The sequence below is a fragment of the Pseudarthrobacter linnaei genome, assembly GCF_055412825.1.
Genome location: NZ_JBVAYX010000023.1, coordinates 1 through 22,669, shown reverse-complemented (window position 1 = coordinate 22,669; position 22,669 = coordinate 1). Strand labels below are relative to the sequence as shown.

Genomic DNA, 22,669 nt, shown 5'->3' with positions numbered 1-22,669 from the left:
CATGCGCATGCCCTCCACCCTCCATCCGCTGACGTCGCTGACGGCAGCCGGCTGCACCGCCGTGGTCACGACGGCGGCGGGCACCTGGCCGCTGTCGCTCGCGGTGGCCCTCGCGGCCGTCCTGCTGGCCCTGCGTGCCGGCGCCGGACGGCGGGTGCTGGTGGCAGCCGCGGCGGTGCTGCTTCCCCTGGGCTTGTCCCTGCTGATGCTGCACGGGCTGTTCTTTCCGGAGGGCCGCACCGTCCTGGCGGCCTGGGGGCCGGCCAGGGTAACGGCGGAAGGCCTGGCCTTCGCCGGGGAGTCCGGCACCCGCACGGGCGCCTGCGTGCTGGTGCTGCTGCTCTTCTCCTTCACCGTAAGCGCCCCCGATCTCGTCGCGGCACTGGCCGCGCGGGGGCTGCCGCCTCAGTTCGGCTTCGTCCTGGCCTCCGCCCTCACCCTGTTGCCGGCCATGGCTGGCCGGCTGGAGCGCATCAGGGCAGCACAGGAGGCGCGCGGCCTGGTGCTCCGCGGCGGCGTGCTGTCGAGGCTCGCAGCCGTCCGGCTGCAGATGGTCCCGCTGGTGCTGGGCCTCATCGAGGATTCCGGCAGCCGTGCCCAGGCCCTCGAGGCCCGCGGCATCGGCGCCCCGGGCCCCCGGACCAGCTACCGCGAGGTCCCCGACCCGCCCGCCCAGCGCCGGCTCCGCACCGCACTGCTGCTGCTCACCGCCGCAGCCGTGACACTCCGGCTCGGGGCCTCCTGGCCGGCCGCGGGGCCCATGTGACCGCCAAGAACCCCCCCGCCACCGCGGTTCCCGCCACCCCCGCCGCCGCGCTTGCCGCCCGGATCGGCAGCTTCAGCTTCCACGGCGGGACCACCCCCGTCCTGCGCGACATCAATGTCAATGTCCGTCCGGGCGTCCTGACGGCTGTCCTCGGCGGTTCCGGGAGCGGCAAGACCACCCTGGGCAAGCTGCTGGCCGGCTGGCACCGGCCCGGACAGGCCGGAACACTCATCGGGTCGCTCACCCTGGCCGGGGAATCGCTGGCGTTCCGGGGCCGCGAGGACGACCCCCGGATCAATCCCTCCGTCTGGTCCACCCGGGTCGGCTACGTCCCCCAGGATGCGGCCGCCATGCTCTCCACGGTCCGCTCCACCGTGGCCGAGGAACTCGCCTTCGGCCTGGAGAACCGCGGCACCCCGCGGCCGGACATGCTCCGCGCCGTGGCGCGCGTGGCGGAGCGGACCGGGCTCACAGCACTCCTGGACCGGGATCCCGCCACCCTCTCCGGCGGGGAACTGCGCCGGCTGGCCATGGCCTGCGCCGTCATCGAGGATCCCGGGGTACTGGTCCTTGATGAACCGCTCGCCTCCCTGGACGCTGCGGGCATCATCCAGGTCCGGGACCTCATCAACCGGCTCACCGGAGCCGGGACCGCCGTCGTGGTGTTGAGCCAGTCCGCCGACGGGCTCGCCCGCTCCGCCGGGCACTGGATCGTCCTCGACGGCGGCACCGTCACCGCAAGCGGCCCGCCCCGGGATCTGATCCGGTCCGAGGAACTGGCCCGGACCGGGACAGTGATGCCAACGGTTACCCACACCGTGCGCGCTGTCCGGGCCTGCGCACCGGAACCGGGAGCCGCTCCGGTGCTGGAACTGGAGGGCCTCGGGTTCGGCTACCCGGGGTCCGGCGATGCCCCGGGGGAGCCGCTGCTGCGCGACCTGGGGCTCACGGTGCGGCCGGGGGAGATCGTGGCGATCACCGGCCCGAACGGGGCCGGCAAGTCCACCCTGCTGCGCCACCTCAACGGACTGCTGCGGCCGCACACGGGGGACGTGCGCGTCCAGGGACGCAGCATCGCAGGGATCCCGACCGGCCGCATCGCCGCTTCGGTCGGCCTGCTCTTCCAGCATCCCGGCGACCAGCTGTTCGAGCGGACGGTGCTGCGGGAGGTCAGCTTCGGTCTCCGGCGGCTGCATGGCAGCGACGCGGGCGCCCGGGCGTACGGGGCGCTTGAGGCCGTCGGGCTGTCCGGGGCCGCCCGGTCGCACCCGGCGGAGCTGCCCGCCTCCGCGCAACGGCTGCTCGCCCTGGCCGCCGTCCTGGCCCGCAGCCCGGCCGTGCTCGGCCTGGACGAGCCGACCGTCGGCCTGGACCGGCATGGTCTCGACCGGCTGGACCGGGCCGTGGCTGCCGTGGCGGCGCGGGGCGCCGCCGTCCTCCTGGTCACCCACGATGCCGCCTACGCCCGGGCCGCCGCGCACCGCGTCCTCGCGCTCGACAGCGGGTCCCTGCGGGACGTTTGACCGGCTGGGCGCTTGGGGCCCTACCGGGTTACCGCCGGGGACCCGAGCATGGGTCCAGGGGCGCCCCGGCAGGCAGCGCCACCATCACGGCGGTACCGGCCGTCCTGGCCTTTCGTCCGGAATCTGGCTGGTTCTCGGGTGGGATACCTCACGGCTGCGCCGCCGTCCGCACTGGCTTATCAGTGCGGACGGCGGCGCCGGTGTGCCGGACAGGTCCGGGTCAGTTGCGGCTCACGCGGCCGGTTCGGACGCCACGCCGGGCGCCAGGAACTTCCTGCCGTTGACGCGTTCGGAGGCTCCGACCCGGTCCAGGTACGGGGTGATGCCGCCGAGGAACATCGGCCAGCCCGCCCCGAGGATCATGCAGAGGTCGATATCCTCCGGGCCGGCGACCACGCCTTCGTCGAGCATCAGGCCGATTTCCTCGGCCAGGGCATCCTGCGTGCGGCGCAGCACCTCCGCGCCGGTGGACGGAGTCTCGCCGAAGGACATCAGTGCCAGCGTCTCGGCGGGGATGAACGGCTTTCCGTCCGGTCCCTTTTGCGGTGCCCCGTTCTGCAAGGCCCAGATGGACTTCACGCCGTTGTCGATCAGTTTCTGCAGGTTCGCCGAGACGGTGAAGCGGTCGGGGAATGCCGTGTGCAGGGATTCCTGGACGTGCTGCGCGACGGGCAGCCCCACCATGGCGCCGAGGACGAACGGCGTCATCGGCAGGCCCATCGGGCGCAGCGCGTTGTCCGCCACCTCGGCCGGGGTGCCCTCGTCGAACGCGGCGGTGACTTCGCCCATGAGGCGCAGCAGGAGGCGGTTGACCACAAACGCCGGGGCGTCTTTGACGAGCACGGCGGACTTCTTGAGGCCCTTGGCGAGCTCGAACGCGGTGGCCAGCACGGCGTCGTCGGTCCTGGGGGCGCGGACGATTTCCAGCAGGGGCATCACGGCCACGGGGTTGAAGAAGTGGAAGCCCACCAGTCGCTCCGGATGCTCCAGGTCTTCGGCCATGGCGGTGACGGACAGCGAGGAGGTGTTGGTGGCGAGGATGCATTCGGCGGAAACGATCGCCTCGACTTCCTTGAAGACCTGCTTCTTGACGTTGAGCTCCTCAAACACCGCCTCGATGACGAAGTCGGCGTCGGCAAACGCTTCCTTGGACACCGATCCGGTGACGAGCGCCCGGGTCCGGTTGGCGGCGTCCGGGCTGATCCGGCCCTTCTGCAGCAGTTTGTCCACCTCGGCGTGCACGTAGCCCACGCCCCTGTCCACCCGGGCCTGGTCGATGTCCGTCATCACCACGGGCACCTTGAGCTGGCGGGCAAAGAGCAGGGCGAGCTGGCCGGCCATCAGGCCGGCGCCCACGACGCCGATCTTGGTCACCGGACGGGCCAGCTTGCGGTCCGGGGCGCCGGCGGGGCGCTTGGACCGGCGCTGCACGAGGTCCAGGAAGGCGTACACGGTGGAGCGGAACTCGTCGGTCTGCATCAGGTCGGCAAGGGTTTCGCATTCCAGTTCCGCGGACTGTGCCTGCGTCAGCGTGCGGTTTGCTTCCATCACCTCGAGGACCTTGGCCGGCGCGGGGGAGGCGTTGGAGGTTTTGGCCTCCACGAACGACCGGCCCGCGGCGATGGCGCCGGCCCAGCGGGCCGCGACCTCCGGGGTGGAGGGATCGACGGCGTTGGCGCGGTCCGGGGTCACCGCACCGGCGATGACTCGCGCGGCCCAGGCGACGGACTGCTCGACGAAGTCGGCGGGCTCGAACATGGCATCCGCCATGCCCAGCTTGAACGCCTGCGGCCCGGTCAGCGTCCGGTTGTTGCTCAGCGGGTTCTCGATCATCACCTTGACGGCGTTTTCCGGCCCGATCAGCCGCGGCAGGATGTACACCCCGCCCCAGCCGGGGATGAGCCCGATAAACGCCTCGGGCAGGGCCAGCGCGCCGGCGCCGGTGGAGACAGTGCGGTAGGTGGACTGCAGGGCGATCTCCAGCCCGCCGCCGAGGGCGAGGCCGTTGATGAAGGCGAAGCTGGGCACACCCAGGTCCGCCAGCGTGGCGTACACGTCGTGGCCAAGCTGGGCCATCCAGAGGCCGTGTTCGCGGCCGCTGATGGACTTGACCGTGGACAGGTCCGCGCCGGCGATCAGGAAGTAGGGCTTGCCGGTGACGCCGGCGCCGACGATCTCGCCGCGGGCGGCACGTTCCCTGAGTCCTTCCAGGACGGTGCCCAGCTCGATCAGGGTATTGGGGCCCAGCGTGGTGGGCTTGGAGTGGTCCAGGCCGTTGTCCAGCGTGACCAGGGCGAAGGTGCCGGGGCTTTTGCCGTCCACCGCCGGCAGTTCGATGTCCTGGACGTAGGAGTGGGTGAGAGTCTCATTCGGGAAGAGGTCGGCAAGCTTGCGGAAATCGGCGGCGCTCATGCTGCGGCTCCAGTCTCGGTGGTGGTGGCGGTGCCAGTGGTGGCGGGGGCGGTCGTCTCGTCAATGGCGAGGCCGTAGGCGGCGTGGTGCGGGTTCTCCCAGATCACGGTGGCGCCCATGCCCAGGCCGATGCACATCGTCGTCATGCCGAAGCGGACCGTGGGGTCCTCCTCGAACTGGCGGGCCAGCTGGTTCATCAGCCGCACGCCGGAGGACGCGAGGGGGTGCCCGACGGCGATCGCCCCGCCGTAGCGGTTGACCCGGGGGTCGTCGTCGGCGATGCCAAAGTGGTCCAGGAAGCTGAGCACCTGGACGGCGAAGGCCTCGTTGATTTCGAACAGGCCAATGTCCGCGATGCCCAGCCCGGCGTTTTTGAGGGCCTTTTCCGTGGCCGGGACCGGGCCGATGCCCATGACTTCGGGTTCGACGCCGGCGAAGGCGTAGCTGACGAGGCGCATTTTGACGGGCAGGCCCAGTTCCTCGGCGGCGTCCGCGGAGGCCAGCAGTGCGGCGGTGGCGCCGTCGTTGAGTCCGGCGGCGTTGCCGGCGGTGACCCGGCCGTGGGCGCGGAACGGGGTCTTGAGCGCGGCGAGGTCGTCCACCGAGGTGCCCGGCCGCGGCGGCTCGTCCACCGTGTTCACGGTCCAGCCCCGGCCCGGTTTCATCGTGGCGACGGGCACCAGGTCCGGCTGGATCTGGTCCCTGGCGTAGGCGGCCGCCAGTTTGTCCTGGGAAGCGACGGCGTAGGCGTCTGTGCGGTCCTTGGTGATGGCGGGAAAGCGGTCGTGCAGGTTCTCGGCGGTGTTGCCCATGTTCAGGGCCGCCGGGTCCACGATGCGCTCGGACATAAAGCGCGGGTTGGGCTCCGCGCCGGCGCCCATCGGGTGGTTTCCCATGTGTTCGACGCCGCCGGCAATGACGACGTCATAGGCGCCGAAGCCGATGCCGCTCGCCGTGGTGGTCACGGCCGTCATGGCGCCGGCGCACATCCGGTCGATCGCAAAGCCCGGCACCGTCCGCGGCAGTCCGGCCAGCAGGGCGGCGGTGCGGCCGATGGTCAGGCCCTGGTCGCCGGTCTGCGTCGTGGCCGCAATGGCCACTTCGTCGATCCGTTCCGCAGGCAGGGACGGGTTACGGCGCATCAGTTCGCGGATGCATTTGACCACGAGGTCGTCGGCGCGGGTTCCGGCGTAGATGCCCTTCTCGCCGGCGCGGCCGAACGGGGTGCGGACGCCGTCGACGAAGACGACGTCGCGGATGGTGCGGGGATTGGCGCTGCTGTGCTTTCCGCTGCTGGGGGGCTGGCTCACGTGCTACTCCTCATCGAGACATGGGTGCCGGATTGCGGCCGCCGAATGGCACAGGCGAATCGCGTCCGGGCGGCATCAAGCACTATGTTACTGGTCAGTAACATCTCTGGCAAGAAAAATACCGGGCACCCGTCCGATCCCCCGGGCCGGCAAATTTGGCAATCGTCTTCACAAACAGCCCCCACAGGGCCATCATATGGTCCTACACCCGCCGGTTCCGGCCACGGCCCCAGATTGAGGACAGGAGGCTGAATCAGGACAGCTTCTGGAAGCCACAAAACTGCAACGGTGAAAGGCCACAACATGTTCCAGCCCCGCTTTCGAACGTCATTGGGTTCCGCGTTTCTGCTGTTTCTCACGATGTCCTTCGTGACCTCGTGTTCCCCGCCAGGCGCCGGGCCGGCACCGGCCACCTCCTCGGGGGCTGCGGCCACGCCGTCGGCGGCGGATACTGCATCCCCCACGGCGACGCCGACCCGAACACCGGAGGGCACTCCCGTGGCCGCAGACCTCTGCGGGCCGGGGACCGTCCTCAGCTTCGACCGCGGCGCCTTCCAAACGTCGCCCAGGGTTGACAATAAGTGGTTCCCGCTGACGCCCGGCATGCAGTACACCACGACGGGGACGGTCGTGACTGCAGAAGGCACCACCGAGCGCGTGGTGACGCACTCGGTGACCGGACTGACAAAGGTGATCGACGGTGTAAAGACGCAGGTGATGTGGGACCGGGACTATTCCGACGGAGAACTGGTGGAATCCGAACTGGCCTTCTTTGCCCAGACGGACAGTGGGGACGTCTGGCTGTTCGGCGAGTATCCGGAAGAATTCGAAAACGGTGAATTCATCGGCGCCCCCAACACGTTCCTTAGCGGACTCTCCGGATCCCAAGCGGGAATAGCGATGCCGGGCGAGCCCCGGGTCGGCACCCCGAGCTACGTTCAGGCGCACGCGCCCGCAGTGAACTTCCTGGATTGCGGTGCCGTCGTCCAGGCGAACCAGCGGGTGTGCGTTCCCACCGGGTGTTACGAAGATGTGCTGATCGTCGATGAACACAATCCGCTGGAACCCGAAGTCGGCCACCAGCAGAAGTTCTATTCAGCAGGCACAGGCCTGGTGAAGGTGACAGCGGTTGGTGGCACCAATCAGGAGACCCTGGATCTCGTTAAGGCCGAGCAGCTTACCGACGCCCAGTTGCAGGACGTCAACGAGGAGGCGCTGTTTCTTGACCAGCACGCCTACCAAGTGAACCCGACCGACTATGCCAAGACGGCCCCAGCCGAAGTTGCAACCGCAAAGTCCGGCGGCCAGGGAGCAGCTTCGGGTTCAGCCCCGCCGGGCACGGTTTCACCTTCAGCGGGCGGGGCCGGGTGAAGGCCGGCCACAAGTGAGCCCTGATGTAGGAACTACTGGGCAGAATCAGCTGCGTCCGCAGGTGCAGCGGTTTTGGGTGCCTTGTCGGGCAGTGGCTGCGGGTTTTGGAAGGCATCGGCGATGAGGGGAGCGATGAGTTCGATCTGCCACTGGCGGGCCCCGAGGTTCGCCAGTTCCTCGGCGATGCCTTCCTCGCTGGGCTCGACCGGCGGACGCCAGGAGACGCGGCGGAGGTAATCCGGCGTCAGCAGGTTCTCCACCGGCATGTTCAGCTCCTCCGCCTTGGCCTGCAGCAGCGGCCGGGCGGTGGCGAGCCTCGCGGCGGCCTCCGGGTCCCGGTCGGCCCAGACCCGCGGGGGCGGGGGAGCATTGGTGGGCAGGTGCAGGGGAGGGAGTTCCTCCAGGGTCCGGGCGGTGCTGATACAGCGGAGCCACCGCGGCGCCTCGCGCTGGGCCGCGCGGCCGTGGAAGCCTTTGGTGCCCAGCAGCTGGGGCACGGTGGCGGGCATGGCCTTGGCTGCGGCGACGAGGGCTGAGTCGGGGATGAGCCGGCCGGGAGCGACGTCGCGCTTCTGCGCCAGTGAGTCGCGCTCAAGCCACAGTTCGCGGACCGCGGCCAGCTGGCGCCGGTCGCGGATCTGGTGCAGCCCGGATGTCTTGCGCCACGGGTCGATGCGGGGCGGCGCCTGCCCGGCCTCGAGGATGGCGGCGAATTCCTGCTCGGCGAAGTCCAGCTTGCCGTCGGCGACCAGGAGCTCAATGAGTTCCTCGCGCAGTTCGGTCAGGACCTCGACGTCGAGCGCCGCGTAGCGCAGCCAGGGTTCCGGCAGCGGTCGGGTGGACCAGTCGGCCGCGGAGTGTTCCTTCGCGAGGCCAAAGCCGAGGAGTTGTTCGATCACGGCGGCGAGTCCCACGCGGGGAAGCCCGGCGAGGCGGGCGGCGAGCTCGGTGTCAAAGAGTTTGTCCGGCCACATGCCCAGTTCGGCCAGGCAGGGCAGGTCCTGGCTGGCCGCGTGCAGGATCCATTCGACGCCGCGCAGGGCGTCGTTGACGATGGCAAGGTCACCGAAGGGTTCGGGATCGATCAGCCAGGTGCCGGAGCCCTCCCGGCGGATCTGGACCAGGAAGGCGCGCTGGCCGTACCGGAAACCGGAGGCCCGCTCGGCGTCCACCCCGGCCGGGCCGTGGCCAGCGGCGAGGGCCGCGGCGCAGCGCTCCAGGCCGGACTGTGTTTCAATGACGAGCGGCACGCCGTCGCGGGGTACATCGAGGTCGATGATCTCGGGGACCAGGCTGTCGAAGCCGTCCACCGCGATGTGGGCTGTGGTGTCAGCCGCCTCGGTCTTGGTGTGAAGTGTGTTGGCGGCCGCGCCCGCGGTGGTGATTTCCGGATTATGAGGGGTCATGATGACTTCAGTTTAGCGACAACACAGTGCAGGCGGCCGCGCATCCGCCAAAACGCAGCAGGTTCGCCGTTGGTGCGGGCCGCATCTCAGGCCGGTCCGCGGCGCCAGTGCGGCAGCGGCGTGACGCCTTCGGGCAGTGGGGGAAGGCCCGCGAAGGTACAGACCATGTCCGACCAGGCCTCAAGGTGGGAGGTGATGTCGGGGGTGGCCGGAGTCCAGGATGCGCGGAGCTCGATGTCGATGGAATTGGGCCGGTCCGCGAGGGTGCCGAAGCTTTCGGACAGCACCCGCGTCGCAGTGCCGCCTGCCGAGCGGTACGGTGCGGCATGGTTTTCGAGGGCTTCGACGAGCCAGGCCCACGCGACGGAGCCGAGCATTTCGTCGTTGCCCATTTCCGGCTCCAGCTGGGCGCGGATGTAAGTGACCACCCGGAACTCGCCCTCCCAGACCGCGGAGCCGTCGGGATCGTGCAGCAGGATGAAGCGGCCGGTGGCAAGCTCGATGTCGTCGCCACCGGACGCACGGGCCAGGGCCGCCGCCGCGGGGCCGTGGACCGCACCGGAGGGCGCCCTTTCGCCGGGGGCGACAACTTCCGCCCCGAGGGCGACGGAGAACGGGGCCAGCCGCGCGGGCGCGGGGATCTCCTCCAGGCGCAGCTCATTGCGGGTCCGTGCCTGCCGAAGGGTTCCCAAGGCAAAGAGAAAATCTGCCGGAACCTGGTCGAGTGCGTTCACAATGGAAGATTATGCAAGGGGCGCCCCCAAGCCCGGCAGGCTCGCCGCCGCTGCCCCGTCCGGCTTTCACCGGGCCGGGCGGCGGCGGCGCTCCTGCCGCCAGGGTCAGCCGGCAGCGAGTTCGCGCTTGATGGCAGCGATGAAGGAATCAACGTCTCCCTCGGTGGTGTCGAAGGAACACATCCAGCGGACCTCGCGGGCCGCCTCGTTCCAGTCGTAGAAACGGAAGGACTCGCGCAGCCGGTCCGCAACACCGGCCGGCAGGATCGCGAAAACGCCGTTCGACTCGGTCTTCTGGCTCAGCTCGACGCCGGGGATGGACTCGACGCCGGCACGCAGCCGGGCTGCCATTGCGTTGGCGTGCGAGGCGGAGCGCAGCCACAGGTCGCCCTCGAGCAGGGCGATGAACTGGGCGGACATGAACCGCATCTTGGAGGCCAGCTGCATGTTCATCTTGCGCAGGTAGATCAGCCCCTGGGCTGCGGCGGGGTTCAGTGCCACGACGACCTCGCCGAAGAGCAGGCCGTTCTTCGTGCCGCCGAAGGAGAGGATGTCCACGCCGGCGTCGCGGGTGAAGGCCCGCAGCGGCACGTTCAGGTGCGCGGCGGCGTTGGCCAGCCGGGCGCCGTCCATGTGCAGCTTCATGCCCTTGGAATGGACATGCTCCGCGATGGCCCGGACTTCCTCGGGGGTGTAGCAGGTGCCGAGCTCGGTGGTCTGCGTGATGGACACGGCCAGCGGCTGGGCGCGGTGCTCGTCGCCCCAGCCCCAGGCTTCCCTGTCGATCAGCTCGGGGGTGAGCTTGCCGTCAGCCGTAGGGACCTGGAGCAGTTTGATGCCGCCGATCCGCTCCGGTGCGCCGTTCTCGTCCATATTGATGTGGGCGGTCGACGCACAGACGACGGCGCCCCAGCGCGGCAGAAGGGACTGCAGCGACAGCACGTTGGCGCCGGTGCCGTTGAAGACCGGGAAGCATTCGATTCCTTCGCCGAAGTGCTCCTCCATCAGCTGCTGCAGCCGGGCGGTGTAGTCGTCCTCGCCGTAGGAGACCTGGTGGCCCTCGTTGGCGGCGGCCAGGGCGGCCAGCACCTCGGGGTGGACGCCCGAGTAGTTGTCCGAGGCAAAGCCGCGGACCGAGGGATCGTGGAGCCGCACTGCGGTGCTGGCAGGGGAAGTTTCAACTGTGCTTGTCATCGGTTTGCTCACGCTTTCAGTCTAGGGACGTCCGGGGCTAAGTTCAGCGTCCGGGCTCAGGGCCCGGGTTCCGGGACCAGCAGCAGGCGCCGGCCGTTCAGCCCCGCCGCGGGGGAGGTGAAGAGCCCGGCGGCGGCAGCAGCCAGTTCGTCCACGTCGGTGAATCCGGGGAAGCTGCGTTCCGGGGACGCCGCCCGCATGGCCGCGTCCACGAGTGCCTTCACCACGAAGACCACCGCAGCGCTGCGCTGTTCCGTGGGATTTTCCTTCTGGCCCGACTGGCCGCGGCGGAAGCCGTCGGCGACGGCCAGGGTCCAGGCCTCGGCGGCGGCCTTGGCGGCGGCGTAGCTGGCGCCGCCCGCTGTCGGCTTGCCCGCGGCTGTGGAGGAGACCATGGCGAAGCGCCCCGCGTCCGAGGCCGCGAGGTCGTCGTAGAAGACCCGCGTGACGTTCCGGAGCGTGGTGATGGCGCCGCGTTCGAGGAACTCCCAGTCCTCGTCGCTCTGGTCCGTGATGCCCTTCGCGCCGCGCCAGCCGCCTACCAGGTGGATGACGCCGTCAACGGACCCGCCCGTTTCTGCCAGCCGGGCCTGCACCGCGGCGTGCAGCGACCGGACCTCCGCGAGGTCCGCGAGGTCGCACACCAGCGGCGTGACCCCGCTGCCGGCTTCCGCGGCAGCTGCCTCAATGCGGGGGCCGTCCGAGCCCACGGTGAAGACGGTGTGCCCGGCGTGGCGCAGGGCGCGGGCGGCGGCGATCCCCGAAGGGCCGCTGCCGCCCGTGACCACGACATTCAGGGGGCGTCCGGTGCTCATCCGGCGTTCAGGACGGTCATTGCCGTCTCGGCTGCTGTGCCGGCGGGGCCCGTGGAGGAGCCCGTGTCGGAAGTGCCGATGATCCCGGCCGTGGACTCGATGACCGGGCGCATCTTCTTCTCGAGGGCCTCGTAGAACATCGAGAGCGGGAACTCGTCGTCGAGCACCTGGTCGGTGAGGCCGCGCGGCGGGCCTGCCAGCGGCAGCGCGTCCGGACCCTTGGCCCAGACGGAGGCCGGGTTGGGCGTGACGGTGCTGGAGATCAGCTCGTAGGCAGCCAGCCAGTGCGCCATCTTGGGGCGGTCGATGGAACGCCAGTAGAGCTCCTCGATCCGGGTGCCGAGTTCAACCACGACGTCGGCCGCCGCGTCCCAGTCGATGCTGAGTTTGCTGTCGGTCCAGTGCAGGACGTGGTGCTGGTGCATCCACGCGAACAGCAGCTGGCCGCCGAGACCGTCGTAGTTGCGGACCCGGCCGCCGGTGATCGCGAAGCGGAAGATCCGGTCGAAGATGACGGCGTACTGCACCAGCTTGGCGTGCCGGCGTGCCTCGGGATCGGCGTCCTCGTCCTTTTCGATCTTCACGGATTCGCGGAAAGCGGTCAGGTCGCAGCGCAGTTCCTCGAGGGAGTAGAGGAAGTAGGGCATGCGCTGCTTGATCATGAACGGGTCGAAGGGCAGGTCGCCGCGCATGTGGGTGCGGTCGTGGATGAGGTCCCACATGACGAAGGTTTCCTGGGTCAGCTCCTGGTCCTCGAGCAGGCCGGCGGCGTCCGCCGGCAGCTGCAGCGAGGTGATGTCCGCGGCGGCGCGGAGCACGCGGCGGAAGCGCGCCGCCTCGCGGTCGGCGAAGATGGCGCCCCAGGTGAAGGTAGGGGTTTGGCGGACCGCGACGGTTTCCGGGAACAGCACCGCGGAGTTGGTGTTGTAGCCGGGGGTGAAGTCCAGGAAGCGGATCGGGACGAAGAGCTTATTGGAGTATTCGCCCTCCTCCAGGCCGGCGATGAACTCGGGCCAGATGACTTCGATCAGCACGGCCTCGACCAGGCGGTTGCTGCTGCCGTTCTGCGTGTACATCGGGAAGACCACGAGGTGCCGCAGGCCGTTGACCCGGTGCTGCTGCGGCCGGAACGCCTGCAGGGAGTCCAGGAAGTCAGGCACGCCGAAGCCGCCGTCGGCCCAGCGGCCGAAGTCCGTCACGAGGAGGACGAGGTAGCCGGCGTCGTGCGGAAAGGCCGGGGCCAGGGCCTCGATGGCCGCCGTGATCGTGCGGACATGCCCCGCGGCCGCCTCGTGGTTCGCGGTGTCCGGAACGGAGCCGTCCTGAACCTGCAGTGCCTGCAACGCGGTGGCGGCAGCCTTGAGCTCCAGCCATTCCGGGGAGCTGGCGGAGATCGGGGCAGTGGTGGTGATAGCGGTGGTAGTCATCGTCAGCGGGCGCCTTTCTGTTGACTGGGAGCGTCGCTCGTCAGTGATTAAAACGAGCGTAGCAAGCAAACAGGAGCCCTAATGCAAAATAGGCCTGAGCATAAGAAGGTCTGTGGCAAGTGGGCTGCGCGGCCCGGGCCAGCTCCAGCGGCCGAGGGGCTGCCCCACCCTGCGGAGGACCCCCGCCGGAGCCGCCGTCTGCGGCCCCAGACGGGAGGCCCGGTAACCCGGCCCGGGCGAGGCTATTGTTTGGTGTCGTCCGTTGAGACCAGCTTCAGGGAGACGGAATTGATGCAGAAGCGCTGGTCGGTCGGGGTTCCGTAGCCCTCGCCCTCGAAGACATGGCCCAGGTGCGAATCGCAGTTGGCGCAGCGGACCTCGACGCGTTCCATTCCCAGGGTGCGGTCGTGGATGTACCTGACCGTGCCGTCCGCGAGCGGTGCCCAGAAGGAGGGCCAGCCGCAGTGTGAGTCGAACTTCTCCTGGCTCGTGAAGAGTTCCGAGCCGCAGGCGCGGCACTGGTAGACGCCGGCGGTGTGGGTATCCCAGTACTCGCCGGTATAGGGCCGCTCTGTTCCCGCCTGGCGGAGCACACGGTACTCCTCGGGCGTCAGCTCCTGGCGCCACTGCTCGTCCGTCTTTTCAGCCGGCGCGGTGCTGCGTTCTGTGGCGCTGTCGGTAGCGGACCCGGCGGGGGCGGCGACGGGCGTGACTTTTGGCCTGTTACTAAAGATGCTCATAGCCTCAATAACGCTTAGGAGTCCCCGATAAATCCCGATCCGGCGTACAGATGCAGGACCGGCAGGCCCAGCTTGTCCTGGGCCTTGGTGGCCCAGTCAGTGTGGAACGTATCCGCGACGGCGTGCGGGCGGGTGATCACCACGGCCTGCCCGGCGCCGAGTTCCTTGACCCTGGCAACCATGCTGTCGACGGCCTTGCCCTCGACGATTTCGCCGGTCACGCCGCTGCCGAGCCCGGCCAGGGCCGCGAGGGAGACGGCCAGCGTTTCGGCGGCTTCGGCGCGTTCCCCGGCAGGGTCGGAGTGTGCCGTCAGTTCACGGAAGGCCTTGGAGATTTCCAGCAGGGAGAGGTTCTCCAGGAAATCCACCAGGAGGTGCCGCTCCGTGCTGGCCGGGACAAGGACAACCAGCGGTGCATCACCCCCGGCGAGCAGGGTTTCGATATTGACGCGGTCGTCCGCGCCCAGGGGCTCTTCTGTCAGGATGACGATTGGATCACTCATGCCCCCAGCCTAGCCGCGCCCCGCTGGGCCCGCACGGATTGGAGCCCGTATGCCCGCGCCGGTGGTCCCTGACGCCCCCGGATGCCACTCCAGACGGTGAGTTCGGTAAGAATGGTGCCATGGCTTCCTCCCCACACCTCGTGCCGGACCCGCAGCTGATCTCCACCGTCCGTGGAAAGGCTGCCCGTGCCGTCGCGGACTCCGCCGGCGAAGTTTCGGTCCCGGGCAGTGCCAAATGGGCACTGGGCGGCATCATCGGCGGCAGCGCCGCGGCCGGACTGCTCGCCGCCGGGTCCTCCGCCCTTGCCCTATATTTCGCCCACCGCGTGATCACCCCCGCCCGGGTCCGCGAAGAGGACCAGGAGGTCCTGGCGGTGATCCGCGGCGGGCACCGGCTGCAGGTCATCCTCGCCGCCACGCCCGAGGCGACGGTCGAGGGGGTCTACGGTTTGTTCTTCGACGGCGGCCGGGGTCATGCCCGGATCGGCCGGATCGTGTCCTATTCGCCGGCGGAGCGCACGGTGCAGCGCGAAGTCGAGTCCGTCTACAGCGGCGACCTCAGCACGACGCGCCGCGGCTACTGGAGCGGAGCCGCCTACCCGGACCCTGCCAGCATCGGCCTGCCGTCGGAAGACGTGGACATCGAGGTCGAGGGCGGGACTGCCCCGGCCTGGCTGGTCCGGGCACCGCAGGAGTCCGGCATCTGGGCGATCATGGTGCACGGCCGCGGTGCGAGCCGGCAGGAGTGCCTGCGGGCGGTCCGGACGGCACGTGAACTGGGCATGTCCAGCCTGCTGATCACCTACCGCAATGACGGCCTGGCGCCCTCGGCGCAGGACGGACGCTACGGGCTGGGTTCCACGGAGTGGCGCGACGTCGAGGCAGCCATCGGCTTTGCCCTGGAACAGGGCGCTTGTGAAGTGGTGCTCTTTGGCTGGTCCATGGGCGGCGCTATCTGCCTCCAGACCGCCGACTTGTCCCGGTATCACCATCTGATCCGGGCCATGGTGCTCGACGCCCCGGTCATCAACTGGGTGAACGTGCTGGCACACCACGCCGAGCTCAACCGGATACCGTCGGCGGTGGGCCGGTACGGGCAGTTGATGATGAGCCACAAGCTGGGCCGCCGGCTGACCGGCCTCGCCGCGCCCGTGGACCTGAAAGCAATGGACTGGGTGTCCCGTGCGGTGGAACTGCGCACGCCGACGCTGATCATCCACAGCGTCGATGACGAATATGTCCCCTACGGCCCGTCCGCTGCCCTGGCCGAGAAGAACCCGGAGATGGTCACCTTCGAGATGTTCGACCGCGCCCGGCACACCAAGGAATGGAACGTGGATCCGGAGCGCTGGGAACGGCTGGTCGCCGCCTGGCTGGGGCAGCAAATTGCGCCCCGCCCGAATCCGGGCCAGCAGGATCCCGAGGCCCCTGCGCCCGGTTAATTCCTGCCGGTGCCGATCCGCGCCGTGTGCGCCCCGGTGAGCCGGATCAGTTCGGCGGGGCTCAGTTCGATGTCCAGTCCGCGCCGCCCGCCCGACACCAGGATGGTGTCCAGGCCGAGGGCGCTGTCGTCGACCACCGTGGGGGAGGGCTGCCGCTGTCCCAGCGGCGAGATGCCCCCGAGCACATAACCGGTGCGGCGCTCGGCGGCCGCCGGGTCGGCCATGGTTGCCTTCCTGCCGCCCAGCGCGGCCGCCATCGCTTTGAGGTCCAGGTTCCCGCTCACGGGCACGACGCCGACGGCAAGCCGGCCGTCGACGTCGACCATCAGAGTCTTGAACACCCGGGCCGGATCGACGCCGAGCACCTCCGCGGCCTCCAGCCCGTAGCTGGTCGCCGCCGGGTCATGGCTGTAGGGGTGGGCGACGAAGGGAACCCCGGCGTCCGCCAGTGTTGCGGTGGCCGGGGTTCCCTGTGACGCCTTTTTGCGTGCCATTCGGTCGGTGTTTCCCTGGGTGTCTGTGTGGCTGTTGCCTGCGTCAGCTGGTGCCTGCGTGGCCGTGTGTGGCTCAGGGCTGCTGCGGAAGGGCAGCGACCTTGCGCTTGATCCGGCCCAGCATCGCTGTCATCCCGCGCATCCGCAGCGGAGTGATGGCCCGGGTGAGGCCCAGCAGCTCCGGCATGTCGTCCGGAACGGCCAGGATCTCCGCCGGGCTCAGCCCGTCGAGGCCCTCGTGCAGCACGCTGGCGAAGCCGCGGGTGGTGGGGGCTTCGGGCGGTGCCTTGAAGTAGAGCCGGACGCTGTCGGCAGCGCCGCCGTCGGACTTTTCCGTTTCGATGGTCAGGAAGAGCGGAGACTGGCACTCGACCACCTGCTCCATCAATTCCGGGTGGTCCCTAAGCCGGTCCGGGAGCTCCGGGAGTTCACGGGAGAACTCGAGCAGCAGCTGGAGCCGTTCGGGTTCGGTGACGGCCTGGAAGTCATCAACAATTTCCGCCAGTGCGGTGGGGAGGGCAGCAGTATTCATCTCTTCCAGCTTACGCACCCGCAGCGATTGCGTCCCGGTCGCGGTCGCAGCGTCCATTGACGGCGGCTACTTGGTGGCCGGGACCGTGCCGCGTTCGCTGCCCTTGACGATCGGGACGCGGACGGCGTTGCCCCATTCGGTCCAGGAACCGTCGTAATTGCGGACCGTCTCGAAGCCCAGCAGGTACTTGAGCGCGAACCAGGTGTGGCTGGAACGCTCGCCGATGCGGCAGTACGCCACGACGTCGTCGCCTTCCTTCAGCCCGGCCTCGCCGAGGTACAGCGCTTCCAGTTCGGGACGGGTCCGGTAGGTGCCGTCCTCGGCGGCCGCCCGGGCCCACGGAATGGAGGCCGCGGTGGGGATATGTCCGCCGCGCAGGGCGCCTTCCTCGGGGTAGGCGGGCATGTGCGTGCGCTGGCCGGTGTATTCCTCGGTGGACCGGACGTCGATGAGCGGCTTGCCGAAGTGGGCCAGCACGTCGTCCTTGAAGGCGCGGATCGGGGCGTCGTTGCGCTCGACGACGGGGTACCCGCCGGGGGTGATCGCGGGCTTGTCCGTCGTGAGGGCGCGGCCTTCGGCGATCCACTTGTCCCGGCCGCCGTCGAGCAGCCGGACGTCCTCATGGCCGAAGAGCTCGAAGACCCAGAGGGCGTAGGCCGCCCACCAGTTGGACTTGTCGCCATAGATGACGACGGTGCTGTCGCGGGAGATTCCCTTGGCCGCGGCCAGGGCGGCGAACGCTGCGCCGTCGACGTAGTCGCGGGTGACCTCGTCATTGAGGTCCGTGTGCCAGTCGATCTTGACCGCGCCGGGGATGTGCCCCATCTCGTAGAGCAGCACATCCTCGTCGGACTCGACCACGACGAGCTTTCCGTCGGCGAGGGCACCGGAATCGATGGCGGCGGCCAGCCACTCGGTGGACACGAGCCGCTCGGGGTGTGCGTAGGCGGCGAACTTCTCGTTCTGTTCAACGGGGTAGGGCATTGGAATGGCCTTTCACTGAAACGGTCAGGAGGCCGGGCCAGAAGGATCGAGCGCGGCGCCGGGCCTTCCCCCAACACTAGCCACGCCCCGCCGGGATTGCCCCACAGGGTTCACACTCGGAAATATGGCCTTCGTCACGCCCTGCCCGCCCGTCCCACGGCTGCCGACCGGCAGCCCGCGCATTGCCGGTATTCTTTCTGGGGACAAGAGACCAGCAGAACGGACCACCTTGGTACAGATTGAACAGCTCGCCGCCCGCACCCCGGCAGTTTCAGTGGATGAGCTCCTCAACGGGTTTTATCCGTCGCCGCGCTTCGGTGAAGTTTCGTTTTCCAGCTACCGGCCGGATCCGGCGCAGCCGAGCCAGGCCGCCGCGGTCAGGGCGCTGTCGGGATTTGCGGACAACGTCGGTGCGCGCGACGGCGACGGGCTCTTCAAGCGCCTCTTCGGCAAGAAGGACCTGTCCCGCGCCGGGATCTACCTCGACGGCGGCTTCGGCGTCGGCAAGACCCACCTGCTCGCCTCGCTGTGGCACGCCGCCCCGGGGCCGAAGGCCTTTGGCACCTTCGTCGAATACACCAACCTGGTCGGGGCGCTGTCCTTCCGCAAGACGGTCGAGGCCCTGAGCCACTACAAACTGGTCTGCATCGACGAATTCGAGCTCGATGATCCGGGCGACACGGTGCTGATGTCCCGGCTCATGCGCGAGCTGGCCGACGCCGGCGTCAAGCTCGCGGCCACCTCCAACACCCTGCCGGGGTCCCTCGGCGACGGCCGCTTTGCCGCCGTCGACTTCGCCCGGGAGATCCAGGTGCTGGCGGACCAGTTCGATGTCGTCCGGATCGACGGCGAGGACTTCCGCCACCGCGGCCTGCCCGCCGCGCCGCTGCCGCTGCCGAACGACCAGCTGACGCACCACATGCAGCAGGAGTTCCACGGCAAGACGGTGGCCCGTGACGAGTTCAGCACGCTGATCAACCACCTGGCCGGCGTCCACCCGAGCCGGTACCGGCAGATGCTCGACGGGATCGAGGGCGTGGTCTGGAAAAACGTCCACACCATCACCGAGCAGGCCGTCGCGCTGCGCTTTGTGGTGCTCGCGGACCGGCTTTACGACAAGGACGTGCCCATCCTGGCCAGCGGTGTGCCGTTCGACCAGCTCTTCACCGAGGAAATGATGACCGGGGGGTACATGAAGAAGTACTTCCGCGCCGTCTCGAGACTCACCGCCCTGGCCCGCGAAGGCCAGAACCACGAACCCTCCTGACGCCTAAAGCAACGCGGGGTCACCTACGGCCCATCCTGGCGCGCTGGATGGGCCAGAGGTGACCCCGCGTTGCTGGGTTATGCGCCCGTGAACACCCGTGGACGCCCTGGACGCCATCAAGCGCCGCTAGGTGCGGTTAAACGCCGGAGGTGCCGGCGCCACCTCTCGGCGGGACCGGCACCTCGCTGACGTATCTGGGTCAGAGGCCTGGCTGGCGGGGTTCCCCGGCAACGGGGGGCTCCCCGGCGACGGGATTCTGCTCGGCGACCGGCGGCGTATTCGGCCGGTTGTTCGCCTTGTCCACGAAGTCGGAAGCGCCTCGCTGCACGGAATCGATTTTACCGGCGTGCTTTCCGCCGGTCTTGGAGTCGACGAAATCGCCGGCTTTTTCGATGCCGTCCTTGATGGCTTGTTCGTTGCCACCAATTACTTTCTGAGCCTTGCCCTTTAGATCGTCAAGTAAACCCACGGGCACCTCCCTTCGGTCGCGGAGCCAGATCGCTCCTTGCGATTTCTACCCTAGCGGGAGGTGGCGGGAGTGCCAAGGGTGTCCGCCCACAGGGTAAAAGATGCCGGGCCAGCGGCACAGGGTATAACGGCCCCACGGCGGAGGACCCGGGTCGTGGTGGATCCCCAGCCGCGACCCGGGGCATCAGGGCGCAAAAAAGAGCAGCCCCTGGGGAGCTGCTCTCGTGGTGGGCGATACTGGGATCGAACCAGTGACCTCTTCCGTGTCAGGGAAGCGCGCTACCGCTGCGCCAATCGCCCGCAACCGGAAGGATCCGGAGTNCCAATCGCCCGCAACCGGAAGGATCCGGAGTGGAGTAGTCATGAAGAGAGCGGACGACGAGATTCGAACTCGCGACATCCACCTTGGCAAGGTGGTGCTCTACCAGCTGAGCTACGTCCGCATTTTAGTCCCTGCCGGCTGTGCCGGTGGTACTGCATCAAGCAAGTTGCCTTGCTTTGGTGGGCGATACTGGGATCGAACCAGTGACCTCTTCCGTGTCAGGGAAGCGCGCTACCGCTGCGCCAATCGCCCCTTGCATCCAGTCGAAACCGGAAACCAGGGTTTTCACCGAGGTGGGTACGGGATTCGAACCCGTGTATACGGCTTTGCAGGCCGCTGCCTCGCCTCTCGGCCAACCCACCGTGTAGATAGGATTCCAAAGAACCTTACCGTGACAGTGTCCTGCGAGCGGACGACGAGATTCGAACTCGCGACATCCACCTTGGCAAGGTGGTGCTCTACCAGCTGAGCTACGTCCGCAATATTGTCTGCAATTCCCCGCCGCAATCGGCAATTCCTCGCGTTCCAACGAGTAAGAACTCTATAGGAGGTTCAGGGAACTTACAAATCGAGACGACGACGGCGGACGCGGGGAGCGCTGCATCGTTGAGTTCTAGCGGTTCTTGCTAATTACAGCCTTGTAATTCGCCCTGGTTTTCCGGGTGGCTCGGCGCGGCCCCGGCCGCCTGTTGGGGCCCGCAGGCCCCCGGGCGGAGGACTCATTCGGGGACTTTGGCGGAACGCTGTGCTCCGATTTCTAAATTCCGCCGGGGTGGGCTAGCATTCAATGGCATTGGGGCGATTGGCGCAGTGGTAGCGCGCTTCGTTCACACCGAAGAGGTCACTGGTTCGAACCCAGTATCGCCCACCCAAGAAATGGTCCGTTCCGCTCACCGAGCGGGGCGGACCATTGTTGTTATTGCATTGGGGCCGCTGTTTGCCTCACTGTCAGAGCCCCGTGAAAGAGTCCTGCCATGACCGCCCCACTTCTTGCCCACGCCACGGACTATGGCCGGATGTATGCGCGCTCCACCTCGGAGCAGTTCTCCGTGCCGTCCATCACCACGGTGATCGGCCAGCAGCCCCACGGCCTGGACGGATGGTTTGGGTACATGGGCGCCAACAGCCTTGCCCAGGATCCGACGCTGCCCGGCATTCTCGGCAGCCCTGCCAAGGTACGCCAGGCCGTGAGCCGCGCGGCCAAGGCGGCGGAGGCCTACCGCGACGACGCGGCGAAGCGCGGAGACCGGGTGCACAACTACTGCGAGCAGGTTGCCTTGCGTGCCCTGGGCCGCCCGCACCAGATGAAGGAGACGCGCGAAGCCCTCGCCGCCAACGGTGAGGAAGGGTTCGCGGCCCGCTTCGACGAGTGGTGGGAACTTTTTCAGGTGGAGCCGATCGCCCCGGAAATTACCGTCTGGAACAAGACCGTCGGCTACGCCGGCACGCTGGACCTTGTTGCCAAGATCAACGGCCGGACCTGCCTCATCGACTACAAGACCAAGGGCACCAGCCGCGACGGCACCGTCAAACCGCTGGATGACAAAGTAGTCATGCAGCTCGTGGCCGGCATGAAGGCCGAGGAAAGCCTCGTGGACCCGGTTGCAGGGGAGTGGGAAGCTTGGCAGCACGGCGAATCCCCGATCCTGCTGGCGGTGGCGATCGGTGAGACCGAAGTCCGCCCGTTGCGCGCCAACCCGGAAGTCCTGAAGCACCACTGGTGGAAGTTCTGCGCCCTGCGGCGTGTCTGGGAAATGTCCGCGGACACCACAGCCGCCGGACCGGCGCTGCTCCCGCTGGCACCGCCGCCCGCTACCCGATAGGACTCACTCGGCCTGAGGGTTGCACTGCGATAGCTCCATTTACGGCCACGCAAAGTCTCAACAGCCGCGCCGGGACTAGTCCAAGACTCGTAGCGAGCGAAGGCTGAGGCCGGTTGCCGTGCGCTGCGCAGTAAACGCCTGGGCGACTAGTCTTGCGGATGCCCTCGACGCGACCTCCCGCACATCCGGAGGTGAGACCCCGGGTCCATCAACCACACGGCTTCGGCCCTCCCATAGCTCATTGAACTGCTGAGCCGCCTCGACATCATCGAGTTCAACTTCGAGTGAAAAGGTAAAGATTTCTTTGCGGGCCATAGGCCAATACTGCAGTAGATAGAGCAAGAAACAGCCTTGAGCCGTGCATCTAAACCAGGATGGGGCGGAAGTAGTAGTTGCGTCGGGGTTTTTGGCGTGGGTCGATGTGGGGTGGCGGGATGAACCAGGGGATGCCGGTGCGGACCTGGATGGTCCAGTGTTCCTTGTGGATCACGTGGTGGTGGTGGGAGCAGAGAAGCACGCCGTTTTCTGTGCCGGTCGTTCCGCCGCGGGACCAGTAGGTGGTGTGGTGCGCTTCGCACCAGGGCGCGGGGATGGTGCAGCCGGGGAACGCGCAGCCCTGGTCGCGGGCGGTGAGGGCTTTGCGGATGTGCGGCGGGAACACCCGTGAGGTCCGGCCGATGTCCAGGATCCGGGCCTCGCTGCCGAGCAGGACCGGGATGATGTCCGCGTCGCAGGCGATCTTCCGGACCGTGGAGGCGGTGACGGGTCCGGTGAAGAGCAGGTTTCCGGGGTGCTCCATCGCCTGGCCGGGGTGGGAGGGACCGCCTGCGACGCCCTGCAGGCCTGCGTCGCCGTGTCCGTCGTTNAGGTCGCGGTAGTCGATGGTGACCATGACCTGGGGCCGGAGTCCTCCGGCGGCGGGCAGGGTGCCGGCGGCGAGAGCGGCCTTGGCGGCGCCGACGAGGCCGTCGAGGAGTTTCTGCGGGCGTGAACGCAGGTCCAGCGGGACGTCCACGCTGGCATTCCCGCTGTTTTTGCCGCCGCTGGCCCAGGGGCTGGCTTCGGTGGCGGCTCCGGCGGAGTGGGTGGCCGCCGCCGCGGCAGGCCCGCCCGCGGACCCCGCACCGACGGCCGCG

Annotated in this window: 19 protein-coding genes, 6 tRNA genes and 1 pseudogene; 7 read left to right on the top strand and 19 right to left on the bottom strand. The window is 68.5% G+C overall.

Features of this window, described 5'->3' with window-relative positions; genetic code table 11:
• Positions 1 to 7: 7 nt before the first annotated feature.
• A complete protein-coding gene (locus tag ACZYZ3_RS16105; protein ID WP_463964812.1) occupies positions 8 to 766 on the top strand; it encodes an energy-coupling factor transporter transmembrane component T in 759 nt (252 codons plus the stop codon).
• Entirely contained in the window at positions 763 to 2,289 is a 1,527-nt protein-coding gene (locus ACZYZ3_RS16100; protein ID WP_463964811.1) for an ABC transporter ATP-binding protein, read from the top strand. Before ACZYZ3_RS16105 ends, ACZYZ3_RS16100 begins: the two co-directional genes overlap by 4 nt.
• A 231-nt stretch (positions 2,290 to 2,520) precedes the next feature.
• Here the strand turns inward: ACZYZ3_RS16100 and ACZYZ3_RS16095 are convergent, their stop codons facing one another.
• Entirely contained in the window at positions 2,521 to 4,701 is a 2,181-nt protein-coding gene (locus ACZYZ3_RS16095; RefSeq protein WP_463964810.1) for a 3-hydroxyacyl-CoA dehydrogenase NAD-binding domain-containing protein, read from the bottom strand.
• Positions 4,698 to 6,011: a thiolase family protein gene (locus tag ACZYZ3_RS16090; RefSeq protein ID WP_463964809.1), complete on the bottom strand. Its 1,314-nt coding sequence runs from the start codon at positions 6,009 to 6,011 to the stop codon at positions 4,698 to 4,700. The genes ACZYZ3_RS16095 and ACZYZ3_RS16090 overlap by 4 nt, the downstream gene beginning before the upstream one ends.
• A 603-nt stretch (positions 6,012 to 6,614) precedes the next feature.
• On the opposite strand from ACZYZ3_RS16090, the gene ACZYZ3_RS16085 reads away from it, so the two are divergent.
• On the top strand, positions 6,615 to 7,382 hold the full coding sequence (locus ACZYZ3_RS16085; RefSeq protein WP_463964808.1) for a hypothetical protein: 768 nt from the start codon (positions 6,615 to 6,617) through the stop codon (positions 7,380 to 7,382).
• 32 nt (positions 7,383 to 7,414) lie between these two features.
• Here ACZYZ3_RS16085 and ACZYZ3_RS16080 read toward each other — a convergent pair whose 3' ends face one another.
• From ACZYZ3_RS16080 to ACZYZ3_RS16050, 7 genes are all read right to left on the bottom strand, one after another.
• Positions 7,415 to 8,788: an HRDC domain-containing protein gene (locus ACZYZ3_RS16080; RefSeq protein ID WP_463964807.1), complete on the bottom strand. Its 1,374-nt coding sequence runs from the start codon at positions 8,786 to 8,788 to the stop codon at positions 7,415 to 7,417.
• Positions 8,789 to 8,874: 86 nt separating this feature from the next.
• Entirely contained in the window at positions 8,875 to 9,525 is a 651-nt protein-coding gene (locus ACZYZ3_RS16075) for a DUF3000 domain-containing protein (protein WP_463964838.1), read from the bottom strand.
• 102 nt (positions 9,526 to 9,627) lie between these two features.
• A complete protein-coding gene (locus ACZYZ3_RS16070) occupies positions 9,628 to 10,716 on the bottom strand; it encodes a threonine aldolase family protein (RefSeq protein ID WP_463964837.1) in 1,089 nt (362 codons plus the stop codon).
• A 56-nt stretch (positions 10,717 to 10,772) separates the two neighbouring features.
• On the bottom strand, positions 10,773 to 11,531 hold the full coding sequence (locus ACZYZ3_RS16065) for an SDR family NAD(P)-dependent oxidoreductase (protein ID WP_463964806.1): 759 nt from the start codon (positions 11,529 to 11,531) through the stop codon (positions 10,773 to 10,775).
• Positions 11,528 to 12,958 (bottom strand): DUF6421 family protein, encoded by a 1,431-nt coding sequence (locus ACZYZ3_RS16060; RefSeq protein WP_463964805.1) that lies wholly within the window; start codon positions 12,956 to 12,958, stop codon positions 11,528 to 11,530. Before ACZYZ3_RS16060 ends, ACZYZ3_RS16065 begins: the two co-directional genes overlap by 4 nt.
• A gap of 242 nt (positions 12,959 to 13,200) precedes the next feature.
• Positions 13,201 to 13,698: a peptide-methionine (R)-S-oxide reductase MsrB gene (gene msrB / locus ACZYZ3_RS16055; protein ID WP_463964804.1), complete on the bottom strand. Its 498-nt coding sequence runs from the start codon at positions 13,696 to 13,698 to the stop codon at positions 13,201 to 13,203.
• 14 nt (positions 13,699 to 13,712) lie between these two features.
• A complete protein-coding gene (locus ACZYZ3_RS16050) occupies positions 13,713 to 14,201 on the bottom strand; it encodes a hypothetical protein (protein WP_463964803.1) in 489 nt (162 codons plus the stop codon).
• Between the two features lie 119 nt (positions 14,202 to 14,320).
• Here ACZYZ3_RS16050 and ACZYZ3_RS16045 point away from each other — a divergent pair, with 119 nt between their 5' ends.
• Positions 14,321 to 15,643, top strand: coding sequence for an alpha/beta hydrolase family protein (locus ACZYZ3_RS16045; RefSeq protein ID WP_463964802.1), 1,323 nt, complete (start codon positions 14,321 to 14,323; stop codon positions 15,641 to 15,643).
• Here ACZYZ3_RS16045 and ybaK read toward each other — a convergent pair.
• From ybaK to ACZYZ3_RS16030, 3 genes are all read right to left on the bottom strand, one after another.
• Positions 15,640 to 16,137: a Cys-tRNA(Pro) deacylase gene (gene ybaK, locus ACZYZ3_RS16040; RefSeq protein ID WP_463964801.1), complete on the bottom strand. Its 498-nt coding sequence runs from the start codon at positions 16,135 to 16,137 to the stop codon at positions 15,640 to 15,642. The genes ACZYZ3_RS16045 and ybaK overlap by 4 nt on opposite strands.
• A 73-nt stretch (positions 16,138 to 16,210) precedes the next feature.
• On the bottom strand, positions 16,211 to 16,669 hold the full coding sequence (locus ACZYZ3_RS16035) for a SufE family protein (RefSeq protein WP_463964836.1): 459 nt from the start codon (positions 16,667 to 16,669) through the stop codon (positions 16,211 to 16,213).
• A 66-nt stretch (positions 16,670 to 16,735) separates the two neighbouring features.
• Complete coding sequence (locus tag ACZYZ3_RS16030) at positions 16,736 to 17,653, bottom strand: sulfurtransferase (RefSeq protein WP_463964800.1); 918 nt, start codon at positions 17,651 to 17,653, stop codon at positions 16,736 to 16,738.
• 229 nt (positions 17,654 to 17,882) lie between these two features.
• Between ACZYZ3_RS16030 and zapE the strand changes: the two genes are divergently transcribed.
• A complete protein-coding gene (gene zapE, locus ACZYZ3_RS16025; protein WP_463964799.1) occupies positions 17,883 to 18,920 on the top strand; it encodes a cell division protein ZapE in 1,038 nt (345 codons plus the stop codon).
• Positions 18,921 to 19,119: 199 nt separating this feature from the next.
• On the opposite strand, the gene ACZYZ3_RS16020 is transcribed toward zapE, so the two are convergent.
• The 6 genes from ACZYZ3_RS16020 to ACZYZ3_RS15995 all read right to left on the bottom strand — a co-directional run bounded on the left by ACZYZ3_RS16020 (position 19,120) and on the right by ACZYZ3_RS15995 (position 20,190).
• On the bottom strand, positions 19,120 to 19,389 hold the full coding sequence (locus ACZYZ3_RS16020) for an antitoxin (RefSeq protein ID WP_463964798.1): 270 nt from the start codon (positions 19,387 to 19,389) through the stop codon (positions 19,120 to 19,122).
• 224 nt (positions 19,390 to 19,613) lie between these two features.
• Positions 19,614 to 19,688: transfer RNA gene (locus ACZYZ3_RS16015), tRNA-Val, on the bottom strand.
• A gap of 70 nt (positions 19,689 to 19,758) precedes the next feature.
• Positions 19,759 to 19,831, bottom strand: a tRNA-Gly gene (locus tag ACZYZ3_RS16010).
• Positions 19,832 to 19,887: 56 nt separating this feature from the next.
• Positions 19,888 to 19,962, bottom strand: a tRNA-Val gene (locus ACZYZ3_RS16005).
• 39 nt (positions 19,963 to 20,001) lie between these two features.
• Positions 20,002 to 20,072, bottom strand: a tRNA-Cys gene (locus ACZYZ3_RS16000).
• A 45-nt stretch (positions 20,073 to 20,117) separates the two neighbouring features.
• Positions 20,118 to 20,190, bottom strand: a tRNA-Gly gene (locus ACZYZ3_RS15995).
• A gap of 316 nt (positions 20,191 to 20,506) precedes the next feature.
• On the opposite strand from ACZYZ3_RS15995, the gene ACZYZ3_RS15990 reads away from it, so the two are divergent.
• A tRNA-Val gene (locus ACZYZ3_RS15990) sits at positions 20,507 to 20,578 on the top strand.
• Positions 20,579 to 20,684: 106 nt separating this feature from the next.
• Entirely contained in the window at positions 20,685 to 21,533 is an 849-nt protein-coding gene (locus tag ACZYZ3_RS15985; RefSeq protein ID WP_463964797.1) for a cytochrome, read from the top strand.
• A 364-nt stretch (positions 21,534 to 21,897) separates the two neighbouring features.
• Here ACZYZ3_RS15985 and ACZYZ3_RS15980 read toward each other — a convergent pair.
• A pseudogene (locus ACZYZ3_RS15980) lies at positions 21,898 to 22,488 on the bottom strand (HNH endonuclease); the annotation flags it as partial.
• Positions 22,489 to 22,669 lie beyond the last annotated feature (181 nt).